Annotated in this window: 24 protein-coding genes; all 24 read left to right on the top strand. The window is 59.9% G+C overall.

What is annotated here, in order from left to right; all coding sequences use genetic code 11:
- Positions 1-41: 41 nt before the first annotated feature.
- The 24 genes from rpoC (at position 42) to rplE (ending at position 19,796) form a co-directional block, all read left to right on the top strand.
- A complete protein-coding gene (rpoC, locus tag RYZ20_RS09430; protein WP_317672785.1) occupies positions 42-4,271 on the top strand; it encodes a DNA-directed RNA polymerase subunit beta' in 4,230 nt (1,409 codons plus the stop codon).
- Between the two features lie 146 nt (positions 4,272-4,417).
- Positions 4,418-5,128: a hypothetical protein gene (locus tag RYZ20_RS09425; RefSeq protein ID WP_317672783.1), complete on the top strand. Its 711-nt coding sequence runs from the start codon at positions 4,418-4,420 to the stop codon at positions 5,126-5,128.
- Between the two features lie 121 nt (positions 5,129-5,249).
- Positions 5,250-5,981, top strand: coding sequence for a glycosyltransferase family 2 protein (locus RYZ20_RS09420; RefSeq protein WP_317672781.1), 732 nt, complete (start codon positions 5,250-5,252; stop codon positions 5,979-5,981).
- 15 nt (positions 5,982-5,996) lie between these two features.
- Positions 5,997-6,290, top strand: coding sequence for a lipid-A-disaccharide synthase N-terminal domain-containing protein (locus RYZ20_RS09415; RefSeq protein ID WP_317672779.1), 294 nt, complete (start codon positions 5,997-5,999; stop codon positions 6,288-6,290).
- Positions 6,265-7,692 (top strand): ArnT family glycosyltransferase, encoded by a 1,428-nt coding sequence (locus tag RYZ20_RS09410; protein WP_317672777.1) that lies wholly within the window; start codon positions 6,265-6,267, stop codon positions 7,690-7,692. Before RYZ20_RS09415 ends, RYZ20_RS09410 begins: the two co-directional genes overlap by 26 nt.
- On the top strand, positions 7,689-8,402 hold the full coding sequence (locus RYZ20_RS09405) for a phosphatase PAP2 family protein (RefSeq protein ID WP_317672775.1): 714 nt from the start codon (positions 7,689-7,691) through the stop codon (positions 8,400-8,402). Before RYZ20_RS09410 ends, RYZ20_RS09405 begins: the two co-directional genes overlap by 4 nt.
- Before the next feature lie 251 nt (positions 8,403-8,653).
- On the top strand, positions 8,654-9,025 hold the full coding sequence (rpsL, locus tag RYZ20_RS09400) for a 30S ribosomal protein S12 (protein ID WP_096433949.1): 372 nt from the start codon (positions 8,654-8,656) through the stop codon (positions 9,023-9,025).
- A gap of 12 nt (positions 9,026-9,037) precedes the next feature.
- Complete coding sequence (rpsG, locus tag RYZ20_RS09395; RefSeq protein ID WP_317672771.1) at positions 9,038-9,508, top strand: 30S ribosomal protein S7; 471 nt, start codon at positions 9,038-9,040, stop codon at positions 9,506-9,508.
- Between the two features lie 18 nt (positions 9,509-9,526).
- Positions 9,527-11,644 (top strand): elongation factor G, encoded by a 2,118-nt coding sequence (gene fusA / locus RYZ20_RS09390; protein ID WP_317672768.1) that lies wholly within the window; start codon positions 9,527-9,529, stop codon positions 11,642-11,644.
- Between the two features lie 66 nt (positions 11,645-11,710).
- Positions 11,711-12,886, top strand: coding sequence for an elongation factor Tu (gene tuf, locus RYZ20_RS09385; protein WP_317672766.1), 1,176 nt, complete (start codon positions 11,711-11,713; stop codon positions 12,884-12,886).
- 214 nt (positions 12,887-13,100) lie between these two features.
- Complete coding sequence (gene rpsJ / locus RYZ20_RS09380) at positions 13,101-13,409, top strand: 30S ribosomal protein S10 (RefSeq protein ID WP_036639457.1); 309 nt, start codon at positions 13,101-13,103, stop codon at positions 13,407-13,409.
- An 11-nt stretch (positions 13,410-13,420) separates the two neighbouring features.
- Positions 13,421-14,155, top strand: a complete 735-nt coding sequence (gene rplC / locus RYZ20_RS09375) for a 50S ribosomal protein L3 (protein WP_317672757.1) — start codon at positions 13,421-13,423, stop codon at positions 14,153-14,155.
- Positions 14,152-14,772, top strand: a complete 621-nt coding sequence (rplD, locus tag RYZ20_RS09370) for a 50S ribosomal protein L4 (protein WP_317672755.1) — start codon at positions 14,152-14,154, stop codon at positions 14,770-14,772. The genes rplC and rplD overlap by 4 nt, the downstream gene beginning before the upstream one ends.
- Positions 14,769-15,065 carry a 50S ribosomal protein L23 gene (locus tag RYZ20_RS09365; RefSeq protein WP_317672752.1) on the top strand — a complete coding sequence of 99 codons (297 nt, stop codon included), beginning with the start codon at positions 14,769-14,771 and terminating at the stop codon, positions 15,063-15,065. The genes rplD and RYZ20_RS09365 overlap by 4 nt, the downstream gene beginning before the upstream one ends.
- Before the next feature lie 153 nt (positions 15,066-15,218).
- Complete coding sequence (gene rplB / locus RYZ20_RS09360; protein ID WP_317672750.1) at positions 15,219-16,055, top strand: 50S ribosomal protein L2; 837 nt, start codon at positions 15,219-15,221, stop codon at positions 16,053-16,055.
- Between the two features lie 3 nt (positions 16,056-16,058).
- Entirely contained in the window at positions 16,059-16,337 is a 279-nt protein-coding gene (gene rpsS / locus RYZ20_RS09355) for a 30S ribosomal protein S19 (protein WP_317672748.1), read from the top strand.
- Between the two features lie 5 nt (positions 16,338-16,342).
- Positions 16,343-16,723, top strand: coding sequence for a 50S ribosomal protein L22 (gene rplV / locus RYZ20_RS09350; protein ID WP_317672746.1), 381 nt, complete (start codon positions 16,343-16,345; stop codon positions 16,721-16,723).
- Complete coding sequence (gene rpsC, locus RYZ20_RS09345) at positions 16,723-17,433, top strand: 30S ribosomal protein S3 (RefSeq protein ID WP_317672744.1); 711 nt, start codon at positions 16,723-16,725, stop codon at positions 17,431-17,433. The genes rplV and rpsC overlap by 1 nt, the downstream gene beginning before the upstream one ends.
- Positions 17,434-17,446: 13 nt before the next feature.
- Entirely contained in the window at positions 17,447-17,860 is a 414-nt protein-coding gene (gene rplP, locus RYZ20_RS09340; RefSeq protein WP_275811937.1) for a 50S ribosomal protein L16, read from the top strand.
- Between the two features lie 183 nt (positions 17,861-18,043).
- Positions 18,044-18,244, top strand: a complete 201-nt coding sequence (gene rpmC / locus RYZ20_RS09335; RefSeq protein ID WP_317672740.1) for a 50S ribosomal protein L29 — start codon at positions 18,044-18,046, stop codon at positions 18,242-18,244.
- Positions 18,245-18,255: 11 nt separating this feature from the next.
- Positions 18,256-18,489, top strand: a complete 234-nt coding sequence (gene rpsQ, locus RYZ20_RS09330) for a 30S ribosomal protein S17 (protein WP_096433962.1) — start codon at positions 18,256-18,258, stop codon at positions 18,487-18,489.
- Positions 18,490-18,565: 76 nt separating this feature from the next.
- The gene (gene rplN / locus RYZ20_RS09325; RefSeq protein ID WP_035714274.1) at positions 18,566-18,934 is read left to right on the top strand and encodes a 50S ribosomal protein L14; all 369 of its coding nucleotides are present in this window, start codon (positions 18,566-18,568) and stop codon (positions 18,932-18,934) included.
- On the top strand, positions 18,934-19,239 hold the full coding sequence (gene rplX, locus RYZ20_RS09320; RefSeq protein ID WP_317672733.1) for a 50S ribosomal protein L24: 306 nt from the start codon (positions 18,934-18,936) through the stop codon (positions 19,237-19,239). Before rplN ends, rplX begins: the two co-directional genes overlap by 1 nt.
- Positions 19,239-19,796: a 50S ribosomal protein L5 gene (gene rplE / locus RYZ20_RS09315; RefSeq protein ID WP_317672731.1), complete on the top strand. Its 558-nt coding sequence runs from the start codon at positions 19,239-19,241 to the stop codon at positions 19,794-19,796. The genes rplX and rplE overlap by 1 nt, the downstream gene beginning before the upstream one ends.
- Position 19,797 lies beyond the last annotated feature (1 nt).

Genomic DNA, 19,797 nt, shown 5'->3' with positions numbered 1-19,797 from the left:
CCCTCACTTCGCCCCCTCTGCCCTCATTCAAGGAATAACAGATGAACCAGGAACTGACCCAAAACCCGTTCAACCCGCTTGCGGCGCCGAAGCAATTCGACGAGATCAAGGTCTCGCTGGCGTCGCCAGAGCGGATTCTGTCGTGGTCCTATGGCGAGATCAAAAAGCCCGAGACCATCAACTACCGCACGTTCAAGCCCGAGCGTGACGGCCTGTTCTGCGCCCGTATCTTTGGCCCGATCAAAGACTACGAGTGCCTGTGCGGCAAATACAAACGCATGAAGTATCGCGGCGTCGTCTGCGAGAAATGCGGCGTGGAAGTGACCCTTCAAAAGGTCCGCCGCGAGCGTATGGGCCACATTGAACTGGCCTCGCCCGTGGCGCATATCTGGTTCCTCAAGTCGCTGCCCTCGCGCATCGGCCTGATGCTGGACATGACGCTGCGCGATCTTGAGCGCATCCTCTACTTCGAAAACTACGTTGTGATCGAGCCGGGTCTGACCGACCTGAGCTACGGCCAGCTGATGACCGAAGAAGAGTATCTCGACGCGCAGGACATGTATGGCGCGGACGCCTTCACCGCCAATATCGGCGCGGAAGCTATCCGTGAAATGCTGCAGATGATCGACCTTGAAGCGACCGCGGACCAGCTCCGTGAAGAGCTGAAAGAGGCGACCGGCGAACTCAAGCCGAAGAAGATCATCAAGCGTCTGAAAGTTGTGGAATCGTTCCTCGAGTCGGGCAACCGCCCCGAGTGGATGGTGCTGACCGTTCTGCCGGTGATCCCGCCGGAACTGCGTCCGCTCGTGCCGCTGGATGGCGGCCGTTTCGCGACCTCGGATCTGAACGACCTGTATCGCCGCGTCATCAACCGGAACAATCGTCTCAAGCGCCTGATCGAACTGCGTGCGCCCGATATTATCGTGCGTAACGAAAAGCGTATGCTTCAGGAATCGGTCGATGCACTGTTCGACAACGGCCGTCGCGGCCGCGTCATCACGGGCACCAACAAGCGCCCGCTGAAGTCGCTGTCGGATATGCTGAAAGGTAAGCAGGGTCGCTTCCGTCAGAACCTTCTGGGTAAGCGCGTGGACTTCTCGGGCCGTTCGGTCATCGTGACCGGTCCGGAGCTTAAGCTGCACCAGTGTGGTCTGCCGAAGAAGATGGCGCTCGAGCTGTTCAAGCCGTTCATCTATTCGCGTCTTGAAGCGAAGGGTCTGTCCTCGACCGTCAAGCAAGCGAAGAAGCTGGTCGAGAAAGAGCGTCCCGAGGTTTGGGATATTCTCGACGAGGTGATCCGCGAGCATCCGGTTCTTCTGAACCGTGCGCCGACGCTGCACCGTCTGGGCATCCAGGCGTTCGAGCCGATCCTGATCGAAGGTAAGGCGATCCAGCTGCACCCGCTCGTCTGCTCGGCGTTCAACGCTGACTTCGACGGCGACCAGATGGCTGTTCACGTGCCGCTCTCGCTGGAAGCCCAGCTTGAAGCACGCGTTCTGATGATGTCGACGAACAACGTTCTCTCGCCCGCCAACGGCGCGCCGATCATCGTTCCGTCGCAGGATATGGTTCTGGGCCTCTATTACATCACGATGGAGCGCAAAGGCCTGCCCGGCGAAGGTATGGCATTCGGCACCGTCGAAGAGGTAGAACATGCGTTGAACGCGGGGGCAGTCCACCTGCACTCGAAGATCATCGCACGCGTCAAGCAGATCGACGAAGAAGGCAACGAGGTTTACCAGCGCTTTGAAACGACCCCCGGTCGTATGCGTCTGGGCTCGCTCCTGCCGCTCAACGCGAAGGCTCCGTTCGAGCTGGTGAACCGTCTGCTGCGGAAGAAAGACATCCAGAACGTCATCGACACCGTCTACCGTTATTGCGGTCAGAAAGAGTCGGTCATCTTCTGTGACCAGATCATGGGTCTGGGCTTCCGCGAAGCATTCCGGGCGGGTATTTCGTTCGGTAAAGACGATATGGTCATTCCGGAAACCAAGTGGACCATCGTCAACGATGTCCGCGATCAGGTTAAGGAATTCGAACAACAGTATATGGACGGCCTGATCACTCAGGGCGAGAAGTATAACAAGGTTGTCGATGCCTGGTCGAAGTGCTCGGACGCGGTTGCGGCTGAAATGATGAAAGAGATCTCGGCAGTGCAGGTGGATGACGCCGGCATGGAGAAAGAGCCGAACTCGGTCTACATGATGTCGCACTCGGGTGCTCGTGGTTCGCCCGCTCAGATGAAGCAGCTTGGCGGTATGCGCGGCCTGATGGCCAAGCCGTCCGGCGAGATCATCGAGACGCCGATTATCTCGAACTTTAAAGAAGGTCTGACCGTTCTCGAGTATTTCAACTCGACCCACGGTGCCCGTAAGGGTCTGGCCGATACCGCACTGAAGACGGCAAACTCGGGTTACCTGACCCGCCGTCTGGTCGACGTTGCTCAGGACTGCATCGTGCGCTCGCATGATTGTGGCACCGAGCAGGCGATCAACGCTTCGGCGGCTGTGAACGACGGTGAAGTCGTCGCACCGCTGTCCGAGCGTATTCTGGGCCGTGTCGCTGCAGATGACGTTCTGGTTCCGGGTTCGGACGAAGTGATCGTGCGCAAGAACGAGCTGATCGACGAACGCAAGGCCGATGCCATCGAGGCAGCGGGCGTGCAGTCGATCCGCATCCGCTCGGCGCTGACCTGTGAAGCCGAAGAGGGTGTTTGCGCGCTCTGCTACGGCCGTGACCTCGCACGCGGCACGCTGGTGAACCAAGGTGAGGCCGTCGGTATCATCGCGGCCCAGTCGATCGGCGAACCGGGCACGCAGCTGACGATGCGGACCTTCCACATCGGCGGTATTGCTCAGGGTGGCTCGCAGTCGTTCCTCGAGGCAAGCCAAGAGGGCAAGATCGAGTTCCGCAACGCGAACCTTCTGCTCAACGAAGCTGGCGAGCAGGTCGTGATGGGCCGTAACATGCAAATCGTGATCGTCAGCGATCAAGGCGATGAGCTGGCGTCCCACAAGGTTGGCTACGGTTCGAAGGTCTTCGTCAAAGACGGCGACGCGATCAAGCGTGGCAACAAGATCTTTGAATGGGACCCCTATACCCTGCCGATCATTGCCGAGAAATCGGGTCGTGCGAAATTCGTGGACCTCGTGTCGGGTATCTCGGTGCGTGAAGACACCGACGATGCAACCGGCATGACCCAGAAGATCGTGTCCGACTGGCGTTCGGCGCCGCGTGGCAATGACCTCAAGCCCGAGATCATCATCGTCGACGCCGATGGCGAGCCGGTCCGCAACGAAGCGGGCAACCCGGTGACCTATCCGATGTCGGTTGATGCTATTCTCTCGATCGAGGATGGTCAGGACATCAAGGCCGGTGACGTTGTTGCGCGTATTCCGCGTGAAGGTGCGAAGACCAAGGACATTACCGGTGGTCTTCCGCGTGTGGCCGAACTGTTCGAAGCCCGTCGTCCGAAGGATCACGCAATCATCGCCGAAATTGATGGTTATGTGCGCTTCGGCAAGGACTACAAGAACAAGCGCCGCATCGCGATCGAGCCGCGTGACGAAGGTCTGGAGCCCGTCGAATACATGGTGCCGAAAGGCAAGCACATCCCGGTGCAGGAAGGCGACTTCGTGCAGAAGGGTGACTACATCATGGACGGAAACCCGGCACCGCACGACATTCTGCGCATCATGGGGATCGAGGCTCTGGCCGACTACCTCATCGACGAAGTGCAGGACGTCTATCGTCTGCAAGGTGTGAAGATCAACGACAAGCACATCGAGGTGATCGTTCGCCAGATGCTGCAAAAGATCGAGATCATCGACTCGGGCGACACGACGCTTCTCAAGGGCGAGCACATCGACCGGCAGGAGTTCGACGAAGAGAACGCCAAGGTCGAGGCCCGCGGTGGCCGCGCAGCAACCGGCGAGCCGGTCCTGCTGGGCATCACCAAAGCCTCGCTGCAAACGCGTTCGTTCATCTCGGCGGCGTCCTTCCAGGAGACCACCCGCGTCCTTACCGAAGCTTCGGTTCAGGGCAAGCGCGACAAGCTGGTCGGCCTGAAAGAAAACGTCATCGTTGGCCGTCTGATCCCGGCAGGGACGGGTGGCGCGACGACCCGCGTTCGCAAGATCGCGGCGGATCGCGACCACAAGGTCATCGAAGAGCGTCAGGCAGAGGCTCAGGCCGCTGCGGCTCTGGCGGCTCCGGTCGAGATGGAAGACACGGGCTTCGGCCCGGTCGAGACGCCCGAAAGCCGCGATTGATCGGTATTCACGCAGATTTGGAAAGGCCCCGCATTTGCGGGGCCTTTTCTTTTTGTGCGTCCGTCGAATTTGCGACGGATCAAGGCGCGCGCTGCGTATCGACTACATATTCGCGATGAAGAATGTGATCGAACGGAGTTCCTGTGATGAAACTGACCTCAGCCCTTTTTATCCTTAGTGCGGGTGTGCTGGCCCTGCCGGTATCTGCCGGTCCGGTGGCCGATGCCGAAGCTGCTTTGCGCGGGGCATATGGCTCCTATCGCGCCGCTTTGTTCCTGAGCAACCAGAACAAGGCGCCAGAAACCGCTCAAGCCCTGGTGAAATTTGACGCCGCATGGGACGGCCTCGCCGCGGCATGGCAAGACACCCCGCCGCCGCAATATGCGGATGACACGGGGCTTTCTGTGACCTTCGGCGCGGTCAATAGCCTGATCGAGATGGCCTCGGCGCAGGTTGCGGGCGGCGATATGGCGGCGGCCCACGCCACGCTTGAAGAGGTGCGCGACGAGATCGGTGCGCTGCATACCCGCAACGGGTTGATCGGTTTCTCGGACCGGATGAATGCCTATCACGCAGCGATGGAAGAGGTTCTGGCGGCGGATTATGCAGCGCTTGGTGACGCCGCGCCCGCGCATCTGATGGCGGACGCGAAGCTTCTGGACTACCTTGCTGCGCAGATCGTGGCCCACCCCGCGCCAGAGGCCGATGACCCGGCCTATGTCCAGTTGGTTGCCGGATTTGGTGCTTCGGTCGCTGCATTCAGGGCGGCGGCTGAAGCGGGCGATGTCGCGGCAGGCATTGCTGCACAGGGGCAGTTGAAAGTTCCCTATTCCAAGCTGTTTGCGAAATTCGGCTAGGTGCGGTCGCGCCAAGGTGAACGGGCGGGGTGCCAGCGGGCGCCCCGTCTGTCGTTTACAAGGCGGTTCGCGGCGGTTATGAGGGGCGGGCCTGCGCCTAGCGGCTGACAAGTGAGGACGCATGACCGAAGTCACCATCGTTATCCCCGCGCGCAACGAGGCGCCGAATATCGAGACCCTTCTGGACGAAATCGACGCAGCGCTGGATCAGCACTGTGATTACGAGGTTATCGTCGTCGATGATGGCTCGGATGACGGCATGGACGCAATCGTGCGCAAGCGGATGGAAAATGCGCCGCGCCTGCGTCTGTTGCAGCACCCGAATTCCGCCGGACAAAGTGCGGGCGTTCACTCGGGCGTCCAGGCGGCGAAGGGCGGGATCATCTGCACGCTGGACGGCGACGGGCAAAACCCGCCCTCCGAGCTTCCGGCCCTGATGGCGCCTTTGCGCGCGCCCGGGTCCGAGGCGATTGGCCTGGTCGCGGGCCAGCGCGTCGGGCGGCAGGATACGATGTCGAAGAAGATGGCGTCGAAATTTGCGAATGCGCTGCGCTCAAAAGTGCTGAAAGATGGCACCCGTGATACCGGTTGCGGCCTTAAGGCCTTCCGTCGCGAGGGGTTCCTTGGGCTTCCTTATTTCGACCATATGCACCGCTACCTGCCCGCGCTGTTTGCGCGGGATGGATGGCAGATCGCGCATGTGGATGTGACGCACCGTCCGCGGGGCGGTGGCCGGTCGAACTATACCAATCTGCAACGCGGGCTTGTCGGGATCGTCGATCTGGCGGGCGTTGCGTGGCTCTTGCGTCGCCGCAAAAAGGCGCGCCCCCAAGAAGTTTCGCGAGAGGCATAAATCATGCAATGGCTGATGGATATTCTGCACGTCGATACGCGCGCGGAATTCTGGTGGGTGATCTTTGGGTTTGCCGCCCAGATGATGTTTACCGCGCGGTTTCTGGTGCAATGGATCGCCTCCGAGCGCGCGCGTGCCTCGGTGATGCCGGTCGCGTTCTGGTATTTCTCGCTTCTGGGCGGGGTGATGCTGCTAAGCTATGCAATCTACCGCGCGGACCCCGTCTTTATTCTGGGGCAGGCGCTTGGCGTGGTGATCTATTCGCGAAACCTCTGGCTGATCTATGCAAGCCGCCGCGGCGAAAGCTGATCCGACGCACTGGTTCGCGGCGGCCCTTTGGGTTGTCGCGCTGGTGACGGGGCTGCGGGTGCTGGCGCTGTTCCTGACGCCAATCGACCTTTACACCGACGAGGCGCAGTATTGGCTTTGGGGCCAGCGGCTTGATTTCGGCTATTATTCAAAACCCCCTCTGATCGGCTGGGTGATCCGCGCCGTGACCGAGCTTGCTGGCTCGGATGCGCCCTTCTGGGTGCGCCTGCCTGCGCCTCTGTTGCACGGGCTGACGGCGATGCTTCTGGGCGCGGTGGGCGCAAAGGTTGCAGGTGCGCGCGTCGGGTTCTGGAGTGCGGTGATCTATGTGACGCTGCCCTTCACCGCCGTTGGCTCGGTGCTGATCTCGACCGATACGATCATGGCGCCCGCCTATGCGGCGGCGGTGCTGTTTTTGTTGCGCGCTTCCAAGCGTGGAAAGACGCGTGATGCGCTGCTGGCGGGGGGCTTTGCCGGGCTGGCCTTTCTGGCGAAATACGCCGCGATCTATCTGGTGATCGGGGCGGTTCTGGCCGCGCTGGTATCGCGTCACTTCCGGCCCGGATGGCGGAATGCGGCTGTTATGGTGGTGGCGTTTGCGGCTGTGATCTCGGGCAATGTTGTCTGGAACCTGACGCATGATCTGGCCACGGTCGAGCACACGATGGACAACATGGGCTGGCTGCGCGAGGAGGCGCGGAAGCACTGGAGCACGTTGTTCGAGTTCTGGGGCAGCCAGATCGCCGTGTTTGGACCGGTGACGATTGTCGGGCTGATCATGGCGCTTCGGCAGATGGGCAATTCGGCCTTGCGCGGGCTTTGGATGCTGACACTACCGCCGTTTGTGGCGGTCTCGGTGCAGGCCTATATGGAAAGCGCCTATGCGAACTGGGCGATTGCGACCTACTTCGCGGGAACCATTCTGACCGTTGCGGCCTTGTCCGAGCGCTGGCGCAAGATCGCGTTCGGGGTGAATGGCGCCTTGTCCTTGGCGGTTCTTATGCTGGTGGTGCTGGCGCCTTGGCCCGAAAAGGCGGGTGCGCCTCTGCTGAAGCGCTATCTTGGACGTGCGGACACAAGTCAGGTGATCCTCGATCTGGCCAAGGCCGAGGGGCTGGCGGTCTATTCGGGGCGGCGCGATGTGCTGGCCGATCTTTTCTATACCGGTCGTGAGAGCGGGGTGGCTATTTTCGCGACGCGCCCGAGCGGGCGGCCGGGCCACTATTACGAGCAGAATTTTGCGCTGCCCGAAGGCTATGCGGGCGAGCTTCTGGTGATAGCGGCGAACGCGCCAGAATGCGACGGGGCGGCGGTCCTGCCGCTGGCGGATTTACGCGACGCGGGCGTTTGGCAAAAGCAGCCGCTCGCTGCCTATCGGTTGGCAGCGAGGTGCCTTGAATGACCGATGCAGAGTTTCGCCGCGCGGGTGTTGTCCTGCTGATCGCGCTGATAGGGGCGACGGTGCTGTTCCGGCAGTTCCCGCAGATCGACCTTTGGCTGGCGGCGCTGTTCTACGACGGGGCTGGCGGATTTATGGGGGCCGGCGAGAGTTGGCAGTTTGCGCGCCATGCGATCTGGAACTTTGCGCTGGTGGTGTTTGCGTTTTCGGGGCTGGCTGCTTTGGTTGCTTGGCGGTTGCGCCGTTCGGTTCTGGCCGTGCCTGCGCGGATTTGGGGCTATATCTTTAGCCTGTTCCTGTTGGCTCCGGGGCTTTTGGTGAACGGGTTTCTTAAGGCCCATTCCGGACGCGCGCGTCCCGCCCATCTGGCCGAGTTCGGCGGCGATAAGATGTTCACCCCTGCCTGGACCTTCACCGAGCAGTGCGACGCGAATTGCTCGTTTGTGTCGGGCGAGGTGTCGGGCGTGGTCGCCTTGGCAGTGGCGCTGATGATACTTGCTGCGCTGTGGCGGCGCATTCTGCCGGAATGGGCGCTGCTTTTGCTTTATGCCGGCAATGGCGCGATGGTGGCCTTTGTGATCCTGCAACGGATCGCGCAGGGGCGGCATTTCCTGTCAGATGCGACCTTCGCAACACTCCTGACCCTTGCAGTGGCATGGCTGCTTTGGGGGTTGTTCGGGCGCGGCTGGAGAGTTGCTCCTCGCAAGAGTTGACAATATTTGCGACTCCTCCTATAGCCCGCCGCATCCCTACGGGCGCAGTGCGTCTTGCGGGATGCCGAAACTCAGTGAAACGGTCCAGGTAATCCGCCTTGATCCTCTGAATTTCTTAGCATTCAGCCCCTGACCGCTGGTTTGGGGCGGGGTGCGATTTGGCGTTTTCGCGAATCCGCGCGGGAACGTGTCGAGAAGCGGCGTAGCCGGGGACGGCTACGAGTATTGACAACAGCAAACGGGGAACCGGTATGCCTACTATCCAACAGCTGATCCGCAAACCGCGGCAGCCCAAGGTGCAGCGCTCCAAGTCGCAGCACCTTCAGCAGTGTCCGCAGAAGCGCGGCGTCTGCACCCGCGTCTACACCACGACGCCGAAGAAACCGAACTCGGCTATGCGTAAAGTCGCCAAAGTGCGCCTGACGAATGGCTTCGAGGTCATCTCCTACATCCCGGGCGAAAAGCACAACCTGCAAGAGCACTCTGTTGTGCTCATCCGCGGCGGCCGTGTGAAAGACCTTCCGGGTGTCCGTTACCACATCCTGCGCGGTGTGCTGGATACCCAAGGTGTTAAAGATCGTCGTCAACGCCGTTCGAAATACGGCGCGAAGCGTCCGAAATAAGGAGATCATACGATGTCTCGTCGTCACGCCGCTGAGAAGCGCGAAGTTCTGCCCGACGCCAAGTATGGCGATCGCGTGCTGACCAAATTCATGAACAACCTGATGATCGACGGCAAAAAGTCTGTTGCCGAAAAGATCGTCTACAACGCGCTCGAGCGTGTTGAAACCAAACTCAAGCGCGAGCCGGTGGAAGTGTTCCACGAAGCGCTCGACAACGTGAAGCCGGCTGTCGAAGTCCGCTCGCGTCGTGTGGGTGGTGCTACCTACCAGGTTCCGGTCGAGGTTCGCCCGACCCGCCGTGAAGCACTGGCCATCCGCTGGCTGATCACCGCGGCCCGTGGCCGCAACGAGAACACCATGGAAGAGCGCCTCGCTGGCGAGCTTCTGGATGCGGTGAACTCGCGTGGTTCGGCAGTGAAGAAGCGCGAAGATACCCACAAAATGGCCGACGCGAACAAAGCGTTCAGCCACTACCGTTGGTAATAAGGGAAGGACGCCATTATGGCTCGCGACTATCCGCTTAACCTCTACCGCAACTTCGGGATCATGGCGCACATCGACGCGGGTAAAACCACGACGACCGAACGCATCCTGTACTACACCGGCAAATCGCACAAAATCGGTGAAGTGCACGACGGCGCTGCGACCATGGACTGGATGGAGCAAGAGCAAGAGCGCGGGATCACCATCACCTCGGCTGCGACGACCACTTTCTGGGAACGCACCATCGATGGCGAAAACGCGCAAACGCCGAAGCACCGCTTCAACATCATCGACACCCCCGGCCACGTGGACTTCACCATCGAGGTGGAACGTTCGCTGGCAGTTCTCGACGGCGCAGTAGCGCTCCTCGACGCGAACGCAGGTGTTGAACCGCAGACCGAAACCGTGTGGCGTCAGGCTGACCGCTACAAGGTTCCGCGTCTGGTGTTCGTCAACAAGATGGACAAGATCGGCGCTGACTTCTTCAAGTGCGTTGAGATGATCAAGGACCGCACGGGCGCGACTGGTATTCCGGTCAACTTCCCGATCGGTGCCGAAGATCAGCTCGAAGGCATCGTTGACCTGATCGAAATGGAAGAATGGGTGTGGCAGGGTGAAGACCTTGGTGCATCGTGGGTTCGCCAGCCGATCCGCGCAGATCTGAAAGATCTCGCTGACGAATGGCGCGGCAAGCTGATCGAAGTCGCCGTCGAAATGGACGACGACGCGATGATGGCTTACCTCGAAGGCGAAGAGCCCGATGCAGAGACGCTGAAAAAGCTGATCCGCAAAGGCACCCTGTCGCTTTCGTTCGTTCCGGTTCTGGGTGGCTCGGCCTTCAAGAACAAGGGCGTTCAGCCGCTGCTCAACGCTGTGATCGACTTCCTGCCGTCGCCGCTCGACGTTCCGGCTTACCTCGGCTTTGAGCCGGGTGATGAAACCGAAACGCGCAATATCGAGCGTTCGGCAGACGACGCACAGCCGTTCTCGGCTCTGGCCTTCAAGATCATGAACGACCCCTTCGTGGGCTCGCTCACCTTCACCCGTATCTACTCGGGCGTGATCAAGAAGGGCGACAGCATCCTCAACGCGACCAAAGGCAAGAAAGAACGTGTCGGTCGTATGATGATGATGCACGCGATCAACCGTGAGGAAATCGAAGAAGCGTTTGCTGGCGATATTATCGCTCTGGCTGGCCTCAAAGAGACCACCACCGGTGATACGCTGTGTGACGCTTCCAAGCCTGTCGTTCTTGAAACGATGACCTTCCCCGATCCGGTTATCGAGATCGCAGTCGAGCCGAAGTCGAAAGCCGACCAGGAGAAAATGGGCCTCGCCCTTGCTCGTCTGGCAGCCGAAGACCCGTCCTTCCGCGTCGAGACCAACTTCGAGTCCGGTCAGACCATCATGAAGGGCATGGGCGAACTTCACCTCGACATCCTCGTGGATCGCATGAAGCGCGAGTTCAAGGTCGAGGCGAACATCGGTGCGCCGCAGGTGGCTTACCGCGAGACCATCTCGCGCGCGGCAGAGATCGACTACACGCACAAGAAACAGACCGGTGGTACCGGCCAGTTCGCACGCGTGAAGCTCGTGATCGATCCGACCGAGCCGGGCGAAGGCTACTCGTTCGAGTCGAAAATCGTCGGCGGTGCTGTTCCGAAGGAATACATCCCGGGCGTCGAAAAGGGCATCCAGTCGGTTATGGACTCCGGTCCGCTCGCTGGCTTCCCGGTTATCGACTTCAAGGTCGCACTTATCGACGGTGCGTTCCACGATGTCGACTCCTCGGTGCTCGCCTTCGAAATCGCGACCCGCGCTGCTATGCGTGAAGGCCTGAAAAAGGCTGGCGCAAAGCTGCTCGAACCGATCATGAAAGTCGAAGTGGTGACCCCGGAAGAATACACCGGCGGCATCATCGGCGACCTGACCTCGCGTCGGGGCATGGTGCAGGGCCAGGACACGCGCGGCAACGCAAACGTGATCAACGCCTTCGTGCCGCTCGCAAACATGTTCGGCTACATCAACACGCTGCGTTCGATGTCCTCGGGCCGTGCAGTCTTCACGATGATCTTCGATCACTATGAAGGCGTGCCCCAGAACATCTCGGACGAGATCCAGGCGAAATACGCGTAAGGCATCCGGCGTCCGGGGAAACCCTCGGGCGCCCGCCTTCCGCTCCCGAAATTACAGGAGGCCATTATGGCAAAGGAAAAGTTTGAACGTACGAAACCGCACGTCAACATCGGCACGATCGGCCACGTTGACCACGGCAAAACGACGCTGACGGCAGCGATCACCAAGTATTTTGGTGACTTCAAAGCCTACGACCAGATCGACGGCGCCCCGGAAGAGAAAGCCCGTGGTATCACGATCTCGACGGCTCACGTCGAGTATGAGTCGGACTCGCGTCACTACGCCCACGTCGACTGCCCCGGCCACGCTGACTATGTTAAGAACATGATCACGGGTGCGGCTCAGATGGACGGCGCGATCCTGGTTGTGAACGCAGCTGACGGCCCGATGCCGCAGACGCGCGAGCACATCCTGCTCGGCCGTCAGGTCGGCATTCCGTACATGGTCGTGTACATGAACAAGGTTGACCAAGTCGACGACGAAGAGCTGCTCGAGCTCGTCGAGATGGAAATCCGCGAACTTCTGTCGTCGTACGACTACCCCGGCGACGATATTCCGATCGTCAAAGGCTCGGCTCTGGCCGCACTGGAAGGCCGCGACGCAGAGATCGGCGAGAACTCGATCCGCGCGCTCATCGAAGCCGTTGACTCGTATATCCCGACGCCGGAGCGCGCTGTTGACCAGCCGTTCCTGATGCCGATCGAAGACGTGTTCTCGATCTCGGGCCGTGGTACGGTTGTGACCGGCCGCGTCGAGCGTGGCGCTGTGAACGTTGGTGACGAACTCGAAATCGTCGGCATCCGCGACACCAAGAAAACGACCTGCACGGGCGTTGAGATGTTCCGCAAGCTGCTTGACCGCGGTGAGGCAGGCGACAACATCGGCGCGCTGCTGCGCGGTGTGGACCGTGACGGCGTTGAGCGTGGTCAGGTTCTGTGCAAGCCGGGTTCGGTGAAGCCGCACACCAAGTTCGAAGCCGAAGCCTATATCCTCACGAAAGAGGAAGGTGGCCGTCACACGCCGTTCTTCGCGAACTACCGTCCGCAGTTCTACTTCCGCACGACCGACGTGACGGGCACCGTGGTTCTGCCGGAAGGCACCGAGATGGTGATGCCGGGCGACAACCTGAAGTTCAACGTCGAGCTGATCGCACCGATCGCCATGGAAGAGAAGCTCCGCTTCGCTATCCGTGAAGGCGGCCGCACCGTCGGCGCTGGCGTCGTCTCCAAAATCATCGAGTGATGATTGGCTGGCGGGCCGATTGAGGCTCGCCCGCGACATCGATGGAAAGAAATTGAATGGTGCGCCGAAAGGCGCGCCATTCGCTCTTGACAGACTCAGGCTCGCCCCGTAGTGGACGCGCCTGATCTCCAAGAGATTGTAGGTTCGATGCAGGCGTCGCATTCGGCGGCTTCTGCCTCTCAACCTTGAAGCCCTGCGAGAGGCAAGACTGACAATGACTGGTCAAAACATCCGCATCCGGCTCAAGGCGTTCGATTACCGCGTGCTGGACGCCAGCACCCAGGAAATCGTGAACACCGCCAAGCGCACCGGTGCACAGGTTCGCGGCCCGATTCCGCTGCCGAACAAAATCGAGAAATTCACGGTTCTCCGTGGTCCGCACATCGACAAGAAGTCGCGTGACCAGTGGGAAATCCGCACGCACAAGCGTCTTCTCGACATCGTTGATCCGACCCCGCAAACCGTGGACGCGCTGATGAAGCTCGACCTCGCTGCCGGCGTCGACGTCGAAATCAAAGTCTAAGGGAGGCGAGAATGCGTTCTGGTGTTATCGCCAAGAAGCTGGGCATGACCCGGCTGTTCCTGGAAGACGGCAAACAAGTTCCGGTGACTGTGCTCCAGCTCGACAACCTTCAGGTTGTTGCGCAGCGCACCGTCGAGAAAGACGGCTATGCGGCCGTTCAGCTCGGCGCAGGCACCGCCAAAGCGAAGCGCACCACCGCAGCAATGCGTGGCCACTTCGCAAAAGCGAACGTCGCTCCGAAGCGTAAGCTGGCCGAGTTCCGCGTTTCGCCCGAAAACCTGATCGAAGTGGGCGCCGAGATCTCGGCAGAGCACTACGCTGAAGGCCAGTACGTCGACGTCGCCGGTACCTCGATCGGTAAAGGCTTTGCCGGTGCGATGAAGCGCCACAACTTCGGTGGTCTTCGCGCATCGCACGGTGTGTCGATCTCGCACCGTTCGCACGGTTCGACCGGTCAGTGTCAGGATCCGGGCAAGGTGTTCAAGGGCAAGAAGATGGCTGGCCATCTTGGTGCTGTCCGCGTCACCACGCAGAACATCCAGGTCGTCAAGACCGATGCAGACCGCGGCCTGATCCTGGTTAAGGGTTCGGTTCCGGGTGCAAAAGGTGGTTGGGTCACGATCAAGGATGCGGTCAAAAAACCGCTCCCCGAGAACGTTCCGATGCCGGCTGCGCTGAAGTCCGCTGCGAAAGAAGAAACCGCTGCTCCGGTCGAAGAAGTTTCGGCTGAAGGGGGTGAAGCATGAAACTTGATGTGATCAAGCTCGACGCTGGCAAAGCCGGTTCGATCGACCTCGCCGATGACATCTTCGGTCTCGAGCCGCGTGCAGACATCCTGCACCGCGTCGTGCGCTGGCAGCGTGCGAAGGCTCAGGCTGGCACCCACTCGGTTCTGACCAAGTCGGAAGTCAGCTACTCGACCAAGAAGATCTATCGCCAAAAAGGCACCGGTGGCGCACGCCACGGGTCGCGCAAGGCTCCGATCTTCCGCAAAGGTGGCGTCTACAAGGGCCCGACCCCGCGGTCGCACGCCCATGACCTGACCAAAAAGTTCCGCGCTCTTGGCCTGAAGCACGCTCTGTCGTCGAAAGCCAAGTCGGGTAACCTCGTGGTTCTGGACGCGGCTGAAATGGCCGAAGCCAAGACCTCGCTGCTGGCAAAGGCTGCGAAGGAACTGGGCTGGAAGCGCGTCCTGGGCATCGACGGTGCTGACGTGAATGAAAACTTCGCGAAAGCCGCTCGCAACATCGAAGGTATCGATGTTCTGCCGTCGATGGGCGCTAACGTCTATGATATCCTCAAGCGTGACACCCTCGTGATCACCAAAGCGGGTATCGAAGCTCTGGAGGCTCGTCTGAAATGAGCGCGAAAGCTGAACACTACGACGTGATCGTAAAGCCCGTCATCACCGAAAAAGCCACCATGGCTTCGGAAAATGGCGCGGTGGTTTTTGAAGTCGCGAAAGCCGCTTCGAAGCCGCAGATCAAGGAAGCTGTCGAAGCCCTCTTCGGCGTGAAGGTGAAAGCGGTCAACACCACGATCACCAAAGGCAAGACCAAGCGTTTCCGCGGTATCGCGGGCAAGCGCTCGGACGTTAAAAAAGCCTATGTCACGCTGGAAGACGGAAACACTATCGACGTCTCCACCGGCCTCTGATAGAAGCCGCAACGAATCTGGCGGGCCCGACGCTTCGGGCCCGTGCAGTTTTTTGTTTTCAGGGTTCTGGAAACACTGAGCGGGGAGGGAGCTTCGGCGCCCAATCCTACCGAAACGGACCTTTTTGGTTCAAAGCTACGGAAGACAGAGAGCATGGCACTCAAGTCGTATAAACCGACGACGCCGGGCCAGCGTGGGCTGGTTCTGATCGACCGTTCGGAGCTTTGGAAAGGCCGTCCCGTCAAAGCCCTCACCGAGGGTCTTACCAAGACGGGTGGCCGGAACAACACCGGGCGCGTCACGATGTGGCACAAGGGTGGTGGCGCGAAGCGTCTCTACCGCATCGTCGATTTCAAACGTCGTAAATTCGATGTCCCGGCAACCGTCGAGCGTATCGAATACGATCCCAACCGTACCGCCTTCATCGCGCTCGTGCGCTATGAGGATGGCGAGCAGTCCTACATCATCGCCCCGCAGCGTCTTGCTGTTGGCGACAAGGTGATCGCTGCTGAAAAAGCCGACATCAAGCCGGGCAACGCTATGCCGTTCTCGGGCATGCCGATCGGTACCATCGTCCACAACGTCGAGCTGAAGCCGGGTAAAGGCGGTCAGCTGGCACGCGCTGCTGGCACCTATGCACAGTTCGTTGGCCGTGACGGTGGCTATGCCCAGATCCGTCTGTCCTCGGGCGAACTGCGCCTCGTGCGTCAGGAATGCCTGGCGACCATCGGCGCTGTGTCGAACGCAGACCACTCGAACCAGAACCTCGGTAAAGCCGGTCGTAAGCGCCACATGGGCGTGCGTCCGACCGTCCGCGGCGTCGCGATGAACCCGATCGACCACCCGCACGGTGGTGGTGAAGGCCGCACCTCGGGTGGCCGTCACCCGGTTACCCCGTGGGGCAAGCCCACCAAGGGTAAGCGCACCCGTTCGAACAAGAAAACGGATAAGTACATCCTCCGTTCGCGTCACGCTAAGAAGGGTCGTTAAGATATGGCACGTTCTGTTTGGAAAGGCCCTTTCGTTGACGCCTATCTGCTGAAAAAAGCAGAAAAAGCGCGCGAGTCGGGCAAAAGCGAAGTGATCAAGATCTGGTCGCGTCGTTCCACCATCCTGCCGCAGTTCGTGGGCCTCACCTTCGGGGTCTACAACGGTCAGAAACACATCCCGGTGAACGTCACCGAAGAGATGATCGGTCAGAAGTTCGGTGAATACTCGCCGACCCGTACCTACTACGGGCACGCTGCCGACAAGAAAGCCAAGAGGAAGTAAGAGCCATGGGTAAGGAAAAGAATCCGCGCCGCGTGGCGGATAACGAAGCTTTCGCAAAAACGCGCATGCTTCGCACCTCGCCGCAGAAACTGAATCTCGTTGCAGCGTTGATCCGCGGCAAGAAGGTGGACAAGGCTCTGGCCGATCTCACCTTCTCGAACAAGCGTGTCGCGCAAGACGTGAAGAAGTGCCTGCAGTCGGCTATCGCCAACGCTGAAAACAACCACGGTCTCGACGTTGACGCGCTTGTTGTTGCTGAAGCATGGGTCGGCAAGAATCTGGTCATGAAGCGCGGTCGTCCGCGTGCGCGTGGCCGTTTTGGCAAGATCATGAAGCCGTTTTCGGAACTCACCATCAAGGTGCGTCAGATCGAGGAGCAAGCGTAATGGGTCAGAAGGTTAATCCGATTGGCATGCGCCTCCAGGTCAACCGCACCTGGGACAGCCGCTGGTACGCCGATAGCAAAGACTACGGCGATCTGCTGCTTGAGGATCTCAAGATCCGCGAGTTCATCCACGAAGAAGCAAAGCAGGCCGGTGTTGCCCGCGTGATCATCGAGCGTCCGCACAAGAAGTGCCGCGTCACGATCCACGCCGCACGTCCGGGCGTGATCATCGGCAAAAAAGGCGCCGATATCGAAGCTCTGCGCAAGAAGCTGGCAAACCTGACCGCTTCGGAACTGCACCTCAACATCGTTGAAGTGCGCAAGCCCGAGCTTGATGCTCAGCTTGTTGCCGAATCGATCTGCCAGCAGCTCGAGCGTCGTGTCTCGTTCCGTCGCGCTATGAAGCGCTCGGTTCAGAACGCGATGCGCATGGGCGCTCTTGGTATTCGTGTGAACGTTTCGGGCCGCCTTGGTGGCGCCGAGATCGCTCGTACCGAGTGGTATCGTGAAGGCCGTGTGCCGCTGCACACCCTGCGCGCTGACATCGACTACGCACTGTCCGAAGCGTCGACCCCCTACGGGATCATCGGCGTGAAGACCTGGATCTTCAAAGGCGAGATCATGGAACATGATCCGCAAGCACGCGATCGCCGCATTGCCGAAGCCCAAGACGGCCCGGCTCCGCGCGGCCCGCGTCGCGACGCTCGTTGAGGAGTAAGTTAACATGCTGCAACCGAAACGTACGAAGTTCCGCAAACTGCACAAAGGCCGGATCCACGGCGAAGCCAAAGGCGGCTTTGACCTGAACTTCGGTCACTTCGGCCTCAAGGCTGTCGAGCCGGAGCGTATCACTGCGCGCCAGATCGAAGCCGCACGTCGTGCCATCACGCGTCACATGAAGCGTCAGGGCCGCGTATGGATCCGTATCTTCCCGGACAACCCGGTCACGGCAAAGCCGACCGAAGTTCGTATGGGTAAAGGTAAGGGTTCGGTCGACCGCTGGACCGCAAAGGTCAAGCCGGGCCGCGTGATGTTCGAGATCGACGGTGTCAACGAGACCATCGCTCGCGAAGCTCTGCGCCTTGGCGCTGCGAAACTCCCGATCCAGACCCGCATCGTCGAGCGTCAGGACTGGTAATTCGCCAGCAAAAGCGATTTGCAGACCCCCGGTTTCGGCCGGGGGTTTGTTTTTTCAGATTCAGCCTTGCCATACAGGGCAGGCGATGATAGTTCCCGCGGGTCCCGGAGACGGGACTCACATAACCCATCAGATTCAGGGTCACCCTACGGGGGCCCTCTGGTGCCAAGAAAGGACTATGGGATGAAAGCCCAAGAACTTCAGGCGAAGACGCCTGACGAGCTGCGTGACCAGCTCGTTGCGCTGAAAAAGGAAGCCTTCAACCTCCGCTTCCAGCAGGCTACCGGCCAACTCGAGAACACCGCCCGTATGCGCGCCGTCCGTCGTGACGTCGCACGCATCAAAACGGTGCTTAACGCCAAAGCTGCTGAAGCTGCGAACTGAGGAGTTCCCTTATGCCCAAACGTATCCTTCAAGGCGTCGTGACCTCGGACAAGAACGACCAGACCGTTACCGTCCTCGTCGAGCGCCGCTTCAAGCACCCGCTGCTTCAGAAAACCGTTCGTAAGTCGAAGAAATATCGCGCTCACGATGCGGCAAACCAATTCAAGACCGGTGACACCGTTCGCATCGAAGAGTGCGCGCCGATCTCGAAGACCAAGCGCTGGAAGGTCGTCGTCGAGGCCTGATTTAATCAGGTCCCGGCGGTAAACTTTCAGTTTATCGAAACCCTGGGGCTCGTCCCCACAGGTCGGGAGAAACCAAATGATCCAGATGCAGACCAATCTGGATGTTGCTGACAACTCCGGCGCACGCCGAGTTCAGTGCATCAAGGTCCTGGGTGGTTCGCACCGTCGCTATGCGTCGGTGGGCGACATCATTGTCGTTTCCGTTAAGGAAGCCATTCCGCGCGGCCGCGTTAAGAAAGGTGACGTCCGTAAGGCCGTCGTCGTGCGCACCGCAAAAGAAGTCCGTCGTGAAGACGGCACGTCGATCCGTTTTGACCGCAACGCCGCTGTCATCCTGAACAACCAGGGTGAACCGGTCGGCACCCGTATCTTCGGGCCGGTCGTGCGTGAGCTGCGCGCCAAGAACTTCATGAAGATCATCTCGCTCGCTCCGGAGGTGCTGTGATGGCTGCGAAACTCCGCAAAGGCGACAAGGTCGTCGTTCTTGCCGGTAAAGACAAAGGCAAACAGGGTGAGATCACCTCTGTTTCGCCGAAAGACGGCAAGGCAATCGTGGATGGCGTGAACGTCGCTATCCGTCACCAGCGCCAGACCCAGACGTCGCAAGGCGGCCGCGTTGCCAAGGCAATGCCGATCGACCTGTCGAACCTGGCTCTTCTGGATGCGAACGGCAAAGCGACTCGCGTCGGCTTCCGCGTGGAAGACGGCAAGAAAGTCCGTTTCGCCAAAACCACCGGGGAGGCGATCTGATGCTGGATCAAGCGACCTACACCCCGCGTCTCAAGGCGCTCTACAACGAGAGCATCCGTGCCGCTCTGAAAGAAGAGTTCGGCTTCAAGAACGAGATGCAGATCCCGAAGCTCGAGAAAATCGTGCTGAACATGGGCGTTGGTGAAGCAACCAAGGACACCAAGAAGGTCAAGCAGGCTGCCGACGAGCTTTCGCTCATCGCTGGTCAGAAGGCCGTCATGACGAAAGCCAAGAAGTCGATCGCCGGCTTCCGCGTTCGTGAAGAGATGCCTCTTGGGACCAAAGTCACCCTCCGTGGCGACCGCATGTATGAATTCCTCGATCGTCTCATCAACATCGCGCTGCCGCGCGTCCGCGACTTCCGCGGCGTGAAGCCGTCGTTCGACGGCCGTGGTAACTTCGCGATGGGTCTGAAAGAGCACATCGTGTTCCCGGAAATTGACTTCGACAAAGTCGACGAAGTTCTGGGTATGGACATCATCATCGTCACCACCGCGCCGAATGACGCGGAAGCGAAAGCGCTGTTGAAGCAATTCAACATGCCGTTCAACAGCTGAT

The sequence above is a fragment of the Pseudothioclava alba genome (genome assembly GCF_033100795.1).
Classification (GTDB): Bacteria; Pseudomonadota; Alphaproteobacteria; order Rhodobacterales; family Rhodobacteraceae; genus Pseudothioclava.
This window is presented reverse-complemented; position numbering and strand designations above follow the sequence as displayed.

Coding starts and splice junctions, on each gene's coding strand:
- RYZ20_RS09410 (WP_317672777.1), top strand. CDS start 6,265: ATGCAAGCCGCCGCGGCGAAAGCTGATCCGACGCACTGGTTCGCGGCG.
- rpsQ (WP_096433962.1), top strand. CDS start 18,256: ATGCCCAAACGTATCCTTCAAGGCGTCGTGACCTCGGACAAGAACGAC.
- rplV (WP_317672746.1), top strand. CDS start 16,343: ATGGGTAAGGAAAAGAATCCGCGCCGCGTGGCGGATAACGAAGCTTTC.
- rpmC (WP_317672740.1), top strand. CDS start 18,044: ATGAAAGCCCAAGAACTTCAGGCGAAGACGCCTGACGAGCTGCGTGAC.
- rplC (WP_317672757.1), top strand. CDS start 13,421: ATGCGTTCTGGTGTTATCGCCAAGAAGCTGGGCATGACCCGGCTGTTC.
- tuf (WP_317672766.1), top strand. CDS start 11,711: ATGGCAAAGGAAAAGTTTGAACGTACGAAACCGCACGTCAACATCGGC.
- RYZ20_RS09405 (WP_317672775.1), top strand. CDS start 7,689: ATGACCGATGCAGAGTTTCGCCGCGCGGGTGTTGTCCTGCTGATCGCG.
- rpsG (WP_317672771.1), top strand. CDS start 9,038: ATGTCTCGTCGTCACGCCGCTGAGAAGCGCGAAGTTCTGCCCGACGCC.
- rplE (WP_317672731.1), top strand. CDS start 19,239: ATGCTGGATCAAGCGACCTACACCCCGCGTCTCAAGGCGCTCTACAAC.
- RYZ20_RS09415 (WP_317672779.1), top strand. CDS start 5,997: ATGGATATTCTGCACGTCGATACGCGCGCGGAATTCTGGTGGGTGATC.
- rplX (WP_317672733.1), top strand. CDS start 18,934: ATGGCTGCGAAACTCCGCAAAGGCGACAAGGTCGTCGTTCTTGCCGGT.
- rpsJ (WP_036639457.1), top strand. CDS start 13,101: ATGACTGGTCAAAACATCCGCATCCGGCTCAAGGCGTTCGATTACCGC.
- RYZ20_RS09425 (WP_317672783.1), top strand. CDS start 4,418: ATGAAACTGACCTCAGCCCTTTTTATCCTTAGTGCGGGTGTGCTGGCC.
- RYZ20_RS09365 (WP_317672752.1), top strand. CDS start 14,769: ATGAGCGCGAAAGCTGAACACTACGACGTGATCGTAAAGCCCGTCATC.
- rplB (WP_317672750.1), top strand. CDS start 15,219: ATGGCACTCAAGTCGTATAAACCGACGACGCCGGGCCAGCGTGGGCTG.
- fusA (WP_317672768.1), top strand. CDS start 9,527: ATGGCTCGCGACTATCCGCTTAACCTCTACCGCAACTTCGGGATCATG.
- rpsL (WP_096433949.1), top strand. CDS start 8,654: ATGCCTACTATCCAACAGCTGATCCGCAAACCGCGGCAGCCCAAGGTG.
- rplN (WP_035714274.1), top strand. CDS start 18,566: ATGATCCAGATGCAGACCAATCTGGATGTTGCTGACAACTCCGGCGCA.
- rpsC (WP_317672744.1), top strand. CDS start 16,723: ATGGGTCAGAAGGTTAATCCGATTGGCATGCGCCTCCAGGTCAACCGC.
- rplP (WP_275811937.1), top strand. CDS start 17,447: ATGCTGCAACCGAAACGTACGAAGTTCCGCAAACTGCACAAAGGCCGG.
- rpoC (WP_317672785.1), top strand. CDS start 42: ATGAACCAGGAACTGACCCAAAACCCGTTCAACCCGCTTGCGGCGCCG.
- RYZ20_RS09420 (WP_317672781.1), top strand. CDS start 5,250: ATGACCGAAGTCACCATCGTTATCCCCGCGCGCAACGAGGCGCCGAAT.
- rplD (WP_317672755.1), top strand. CDS start 14,152: ATGAAACTTGATGTGATCAAGCTCGACGCTGGCAAAGCCGGTTCGATC.
- rpsS (WP_317672748.1), top strand. CDS start 16,059: ATGGCACGTTCTGTTTGGAAAGGCCCTTTCGTTGACGCCTATCTGCTG.